We start from the raw sequence: 5,083 nt of genomic DNA on the forward strand, positions 1-5,083 counted from the left end.
GAACGTACAGGCTTTTCTTCAAATAAACCCATTTCACCAAAAAAGTCACCTGCATTTAAATAAGCAACGACCATTTCGCGGCCTTCGCTATCTTCAATCACAACCGATACCGAACCTTTGACGATAAAAAATAAAGAGTCAGACGCATCGCCTGCATGAACAATGGCTGCACGAGAGGGATACTGGCGTAAATGGCATTGCTCTAAAAAAGGTTGTAAATACGGAATACGTTCCGCAGCAGGAATAATAGGCATAGGTGCATTCCTAATCTTTAGTTATGTGGTGTTCACCTTAGAGAATTTATGTATGGTATCTTTAAACGTTATAAATTACATAAATCCTATCATGAAAAAGCTATTATGTGATGATGAAACCAAGGATATAACTTTTTCATTGTCGTTATGGTTATATAATAAGTCTTATTTTGTACAATAACAGAGTATTTGTAACAAAATTAAGAACTAATTAACATTAGTTGTTTATATTATCGTTAAAAGTTGTCGAACAAAAAGGTTTATTTTGTATGAAAGCTGCAATTCAATGGGTAAAAGATGTGTCATTTGTTGCTGAGTCTGGTAGTGGCCATGCTTTAGTCTTAGATGGTGCGCCAGAATATGGTGGTCGCAACATTGGCCCTCGTCCTATGGAATTATTATTAATGGGTTTAGGCGGTTGTGCCTCTTTTGATATAGTCACTATTTTAAAAAAGGCGCGTCAACAAGTGACCGATGTACGTGCGGAGTTAAGTGCTGAACGTGCAGACGCTGTTCCTGCGGTGTTTACTAAAATTCATTTACACTTTATTGTCACAGGTAAAGAGTTAAAAGAAGCACAAGTGAAAAAAGCAGTTGAATTATCTGCCGAAAAGTATTGTTCTGCGTCGGCGATGTTAAGTGCAGGTGGTGTGGTGATTACCCATGATTATGAGATTGTGGCTGAGTAATTATTATGTTTAGATTTTTGCAAATTGTTTGCCTGTTTGTTTTAAGTAGTGACTTATGGGCAGATGATTTGCAAAAAGCGTTTAATGTGGTTAAAAATGATGAAAAACAACGTGGTTATCGTGTTGTGTATTTCGCCACTCAATGTCAAGGACGACAAGGCTTGTATATGCCATTATCACAAGTGTTAACTATTGATAAACAACTGACCGCGATTTTATTTACTGCGTTTAGCTGTACAGGTAATGGGGTTGCCAAACGCTTAGTGATGATTAAACACGATAAATATCAACTGATTAAAAATTTTAAAATGGCAGATATGGATTTTTTGGGTGATATGGCTTATTTAGAAAATAGAACCATTGTGTTTAATGGCTATAAATGGACAGATAAAGATGGACATTGTTGCCCATCTCAAAAGGCAGCGTTACATTTTAATGTCGATAATTTTAAGCAAGAACTGATTATTGAGTAATAGTACGTTGTTTCTTTTTGACATATAACGTCTTAATGACTTTAGCGACTACTTTGCCATCTTCACCTAAAACTTCAACGGTGTATTCTGGACAAATGGCTTTGCCCGATTCGGCCGCAACTTTAACTTGGCCAATTTCTTTGGGGCTAAGTCTAAATTGGGCATAAACAGTGCCACGACCAGGACTAATAAAATCAATATGCGCGGCCTTGTCCCAAATGATGTAGTCTTTGCCCAAATTCTCCATGAGCATTAACATCAAAAAAGGGTCAGTCATTGCATATAAGCTACCGCCAAAATGTGTACCCACATAATTTTTATTACGTTTATTAAGCGGCATTTTCACATCAATTTCTAGAAAGTCATCACTGACGTGGGTAATTTGAATGCCTGCACCCAAAAAAGGTAAATAGGTATTTAATAATAATTTGAGTTTTAGCGATTTGGGAAATAAGGTCTTAAACATAAAAACTCGTTTTGGTCATCACTTTAGAAACAATGCCCATTAATTTTTTTACGGGAGGTGGCAATTCTACACCACCTGCGGCCAACGCTTGTTGGCGGTGATGATCTTCATCAACGTGCATTTGGGTCAAAATGGCGTGGCTACGTTGGTCGTTTTCAGGAATTTGGGCTAAATGACTTTCTAAGTGTTTACATACTTGTTTTTCGGTTTCGGCAACAAACCCTAAACTCCATTTATCACCTGCTAAACCAGCCGCTGCACCAATACCAAAGGATAAGCCATACCATAAAGGATTTAACACGCTAATATGACTGTTTAGCTCTTTTAGGCGATCTTCACACCATGCCAAGTGGTCTTGTTCTTCGAGGGCAGCCCGCTGCATTTCTTCGCGCACAGTGGGTAGTTTCGCCGTTAAGGCTTGACCATGATACAAGGCTTGCGCACAAACCTCACCAGTGTGGTTAACACGCATCAAACCTGCAATCAATTGTTGTTGTTTATTGTCTAATGGCGGAGTTTCGTGTGTTTGAGCTGGATTAGCACGTAGGGCTGGTGCGGTATTGGGAGTTAAGGTTTTTAACACCTGATCGGCATGACCAATAAGAGTATCAGCTAAAGTATAACGGCGCATAATGAGGCTCAAATAACAAACAGAGGTGATCCAATGACTTTCTCCCTCTCCTGTGGGAGAGGGCAACAAACCCTAATCCTTAGGCAAGACTAATTAACCTGGTGGCCAATTTAAACGACGGCCTGCTAATAAGTGCAAGTGGATATGATAAACACTTTGACCCCCATCAGCATTACAGTTCATCACCACACGATAGCCTGATTCTGCAACATCCAGTTCTTTTGCGAGTTGAGCGGCGGTTGTCATGAGTTCACCCAAAATAGCACCTTGTTCAACAGGCACATCGTTTAGGGTGGTGTAGTGTTGTTTGGGGATGATTAAAATATGTGTCGGGGCTTGGGGAAAAAGATCATGAAAGGCAATCACACGATCGTTTTCAAAAGCGATATTACCTTTTATTTGTTTTTGCGCAATCTTACAAAAAATACAATCCATCATCGTATCCTAATGATTAACAGTTAATCTTCTAAATTATCATGAGTTTTATGTGCTGAAAAGCGGTGTGCTCTTGTTAAATCTTGCTCATTAATCATAACTGGCGTAAATTACGCTGTTTTTAGTTTAGAGACTGCTATTAGTCTTTTTATAGCCTTGAGAATCCATCATGTCCGTCAAAATCACTGCCATTCGTGGTATGAATGATATTTTACCTATCCCCACCAAAGAAAATCCTGTTACTACACAACGTTGGCAAGCGGTTGAGAAGGTATTAAGACAGTTGATGCATCAATATGGCTATAAAGAAATTCGTTTACCCATTGTTGAAAATACGCCTTTGTTTAAACGAGCCATTGGTGAAGTCACTGATATTGTTGAAAAAGAAATGTACACCTTTGAAGACAAAGGTGGTGACTCTGTGACCTTGCGTCCTGAAGGCACAGCTGGTTGTGTGCGTGCTTGTTTAGAACACGGTTTAACCTACAACCAAACTCAACGCCTATGGTACACAGGGCCAATGTTTAGGTATGAGCGTCCACAAAAAGGCCGTTATCGTCAATTCCATCAATTTGGTGTTGAAACCTTTGGCATGAAATCGGCGGATATTGATGCCGAATTAATTTTAATGACCGCACGTTTGTGGCGTGAATTAGGTTTGAGTGAGGTTGTTCGTTTAGAACTAAATACCTTGGGTGAAAGTGTGTCTCGTCAAGCTTACAAAGACGCATTAGTAGCTTATTTAAGTCAACATACTGATAGTTTAGATGAAGATTCAAAACGTCGTTTAAACACCAATCCTTTGCGTATTTTAGACAGTAAAGATGCTAAAACGCAGGCAGTTTTAGCCAATGCTCCTCAATTATTTGATTATTTAGATGAAGAATCTTTACAACATTTTGCCAGTTTAAGAGCGGTATTAGATGCGGCTGGTGTCGCCTATACCGTTAATCCTCGTTTAGTACGTGGTTTGGATTATTACAACAAAACCGTTTTTGAATGGGTTACAACCGCCTTAGGTGCACAAGGTACAGTTTGCGCGGGTGGTCGTTATGATGGTTTGGTCACACAATTGGGCGGACAGGCAACACCTGCCGTGGGTTTTGCCATAGGTTTAGAGCGTTTGGTGTTGTTGTTGGATACCTTACAACAACAAAACGACAGTAGCGAAGCCGATATTTACCTTGTTTCTGAAGCAAATACCATTAATCAGGCGTTGTTGTTAGCAGAACTACTAAGGAACTCTTTAACAAATTATCGTATTGTAAGCCACTGTGGTGGTGGTCAATTTAAAAATCAATTAAAACGCGCTGATAAAACGGGTGCACAAGCCGCCTTATTATTAGGTGAAAATGAAGTCGCTGAACAAAAAGTCACGGTTAAGTGGTTAAAAACAGGCGAGCAGCAACAAGTTAATCAAGCAGATATTTGCACATATTTAGCACAGCATTTAGGAGCATAAGCGTGAGTACACATGACGATGAACAACTAGAAAACCTCAAACGCTTTTGGCAAGACTATGGTACGCCAATCATTGTTGGGGCAAGTATTGCCCTAGCAGTATTTGCAGGTTGGCGTTATTGGCAACAAAGCCAATTACAAACAGCCGCATTAGCCGCAAATGCCTATCAAGCCTCTCAAGATGCTTATCAAAAATTAGCTGCAAACTCAGATGACAAAGCAGCAAATACTGATTTGCAACGTGAAGGTCAAAAGTTAATGCAAGAATTTAGTAAAACACCTTATGCAACAAATGCTGCATTTTTGTTGGCTAAACGTGCTATTGAATTAAAAGACTATAAAGAAGCCGAAAAACATTTGCGTTTTGTGCTTAATCAAGAAAAAGGTGATGAAGGTTTAAAAAGTATTGCCACTATTCGCTTGGCGATGGTTTTGTCTGAAAAAGGTGACAATAAAGCTGCTTTGGCATTATTGGCAGCCGATACTAATCCAGCATTTACGCCTAGTCGTGAAGAATTGCGTGGAGATTTGTTAAAAGCAAATGGTGATATTGCTGGCGCACAAAAAGCTTATCAAGCAGCAATGACTGCTTTAGTAGAGCGCAAAGAGCCTCGTCCCTTGTTAGAAATGAAAATGGCAGATGTTGGCTTAGAAATGACCGAAATCAAACGTCC

General features: G+C 39.5%; 8 protein-coding genes. 4 read left to right on the plus strand and 4 right to left on the minus strand.

Annotated features, from left to right (window positions below):
• On the minus strand, positions 1-254 hold a 254-nt coding region (locus Q0212_RS03475), incomplete at its 3' end, for a cyclic nucleotide-binding domain-containing protein (protein ID WP_297922277.1).
• Between the two features lie 269 nt (positions 255-523).
• On the opposite strand from Q0212_RS03475, the gene Q0212_RS03480 reads away from it, so the two are divergent.
• Positions 524-943: an OsmC family protein gene (locus tag Q0212_RS03480; RefSeq protein ID WP_297922280.1), complete on the plus strand. Its 420-nt coding sequence runs from the start codon at positions 524-526 to the stop codon at positions 941-943.
• Between the two features lie 5 nt (positions 944-948).
• Positions 949-1,416: a hypothetical protein gene (locus Q0212_RS03485; protein ID WP_297922282.1), complete on the plus strand. Its 468-nt coding sequence runs from the start codon at positions 949-951 to the stop codon at positions 1,414-1,416.
• Here Q0212_RS03485 and Q0212_RS03490 read toward each other — a convergent pair.
• The 3 genes from Q0212_RS03490 to Q0212_RS03500 form a co-directional block, all read right to left on the minus strand.
• Positions 1,406-1,882, minus strand: a complete 477-nt coding sequence (locus tag Q0212_RS03490; protein ID WP_297922285.1) for a DUF4442 domain-containing protein — start codon at positions 1,880-1,882, stop codon at positions 1,406-1,408. The genes Q0212_RS03485 and Q0212_RS03490 overlap by 11 nt on opposite strands.
• The gene (coq7, locus tag Q0212_RS03495) at positions 1,875-2,513 is read right to left on the minus strand and encodes a 2-polyprenyl-3-methyl-6-methoxy-1,4-benzoquinone monooxygenase (RefSeq protein ID WP_297922288.1); all 639 of its coding nucleotides are present in this window, start codon (positions 2,511-2,513) and stop codon (positions 1,875-1,877) included. Before coq7 ends, Q0212_RS03490 begins: the two co-directional genes overlap by 8 nt.
• Before the next feature lie 93 nt (positions 2,514-2,606).
• Positions 2,607-2,948, minus strand: coding sequence for a histidine triad nucleotide-binding protein (locus Q0212_RS03500; protein WP_367175546.1), 342 nt, complete (start codon positions 2,946-2,948; stop codon positions 2,607-2,609).
• A 169-nt stretch (positions 2,949-3,117) separates the two neighbouring features.
• Between Q0212_RS03500 and hisS the strand changes: the two genes are divergently transcribed.
• On the plus strand, positions 3,118-4,410 hold the full coding sequence (gene hisS, locus Q0212_RS03505) for a histidine--tRNA ligase (protein ID WP_297922294.1): 1,293 nt from the start codon (positions 3,118-3,120) through the stop codon (positions 4,408-4,410).
• 2 nt (positions 4,411-4,412) lie between these two features.
• Positions 4,413-5,083 (plus strand): tetratricopeptide repeat protein (locus Q0212_RS03510; protein WP_297922296.1); only part of this gene is annotated, 671 nt, incomplete at its 3' end.

The sequence above is a fragment of the uncultured Agitococcus sp. genome (assembly GCF_937920075.1).
Taxonomy (GTDB): domain Bacteria; phylum Pseudomonadota; class Gammaproteobacteria; order Pseudomonadales; family Moraxellaceae; genus Agitococcus.